The 1034-nt window shown below is 46.5% G+C and carries 1 protein-coding gene; it reads left to right on the top strand.

Annotation, left to right across the window (positions count from 1 at the left end; all coding sequences use genetic code 11):
- Nucleotides 1-413: 413 nt before the first annotated feature.
- Nucleotides 414-1034: catalase (locus CVN76_RS00775; protein ID WP_157805395.1), on the top strand; the 621-nt coding region annotated here is incomplete at its 3' end.

Genomic DNA, 1034 nt, shown 5'->3' with positions numbered 1-1034 from the left:
GCGAATCGAGTGCTCGACTCGTTTTTTAGCTGTTTTCTATCCAACCCAAAGGATAATTCGACCTGTGCGTGAATAAATCAACCAACCCAAAGGATAATTCGACCTGTGCGTGAATAAATCGACCAACCCAAAGGATAATTCGACCTGTGCGTGAATAAAACGACCAACCCAAAGGATAATTCGACCTGTGCGTGAATAAATCGACCAATCCAAAGGATAATATCCCGTGACGCGCAATTCCAGCAGAAGTCTCGCGCCTTGCGTTGCATTACACTTTGCGTGAAAACATATTCCGGAAGTTGATTTTTGGAAATACTCCGTGAAAATCATTTTGAATGCAAGTTTTCCTTGAATATGCTTATGAATTAATGGGTACAGGTAATAATGAATTTAAAAAGATGGGGTGACATGTAATGGAGGGAAACGAAAGCTTAAAATCTGAACTAGCCAGTGAAGCGGTGGATGCGATTGAAAAAGTGGTGGGTACATATCCAGGCTACCGTCGGGCACATGCGAGGGGATATGTGTATAAGGGGGTTTTTACCCCGAACGGAAAAGCATCGCCGTTAACGGTGGCTGCCCATCTTCAGGATGAAGCCGTGCCTGCGGTCATTCGGTTTTCGAATAGCTCACCGGTCCCGACCCATCCTGATGCCGATTCACCTGTAAAGGGCATGGCCGTCAAGTTTCAATTGCCAGGTGGAGAGGAAACTGACCTCATTGCGGTGACCATTCCGCTCTTTTTAGCGAAAACACCTGAAGCTTTCGTCGAGATTGCTCACTTCATCAAATCTGCAAAAGACGGTTTTCCCAATCTGAAAGAATTGGGGGGGATTTTGTTGAAATACCCGGAGAGCAAGGCAGGCCTGCAAATGCTTAAGGAAATGCGTTCTCCGGCAAGTTTCGCAACGTGTCAATATTACTCGATACATGCTTTCTACTTCATGAACGCGGAAGGAAGGCGTCAGGCCATCAAGTATGAATGGGTGCCGGATTCCGGACTCAGCATGCTGGAGAAAAAGGAGGCAGCCGAG

This window comes from Bacillus sp. mrc49, assembly GCF_002803435.1.
The sequence above is the reverse complement of the archived record's forward strand: the minus strand, read 5'-3'. Positions and strand labels throughout refer to the sequence as shown.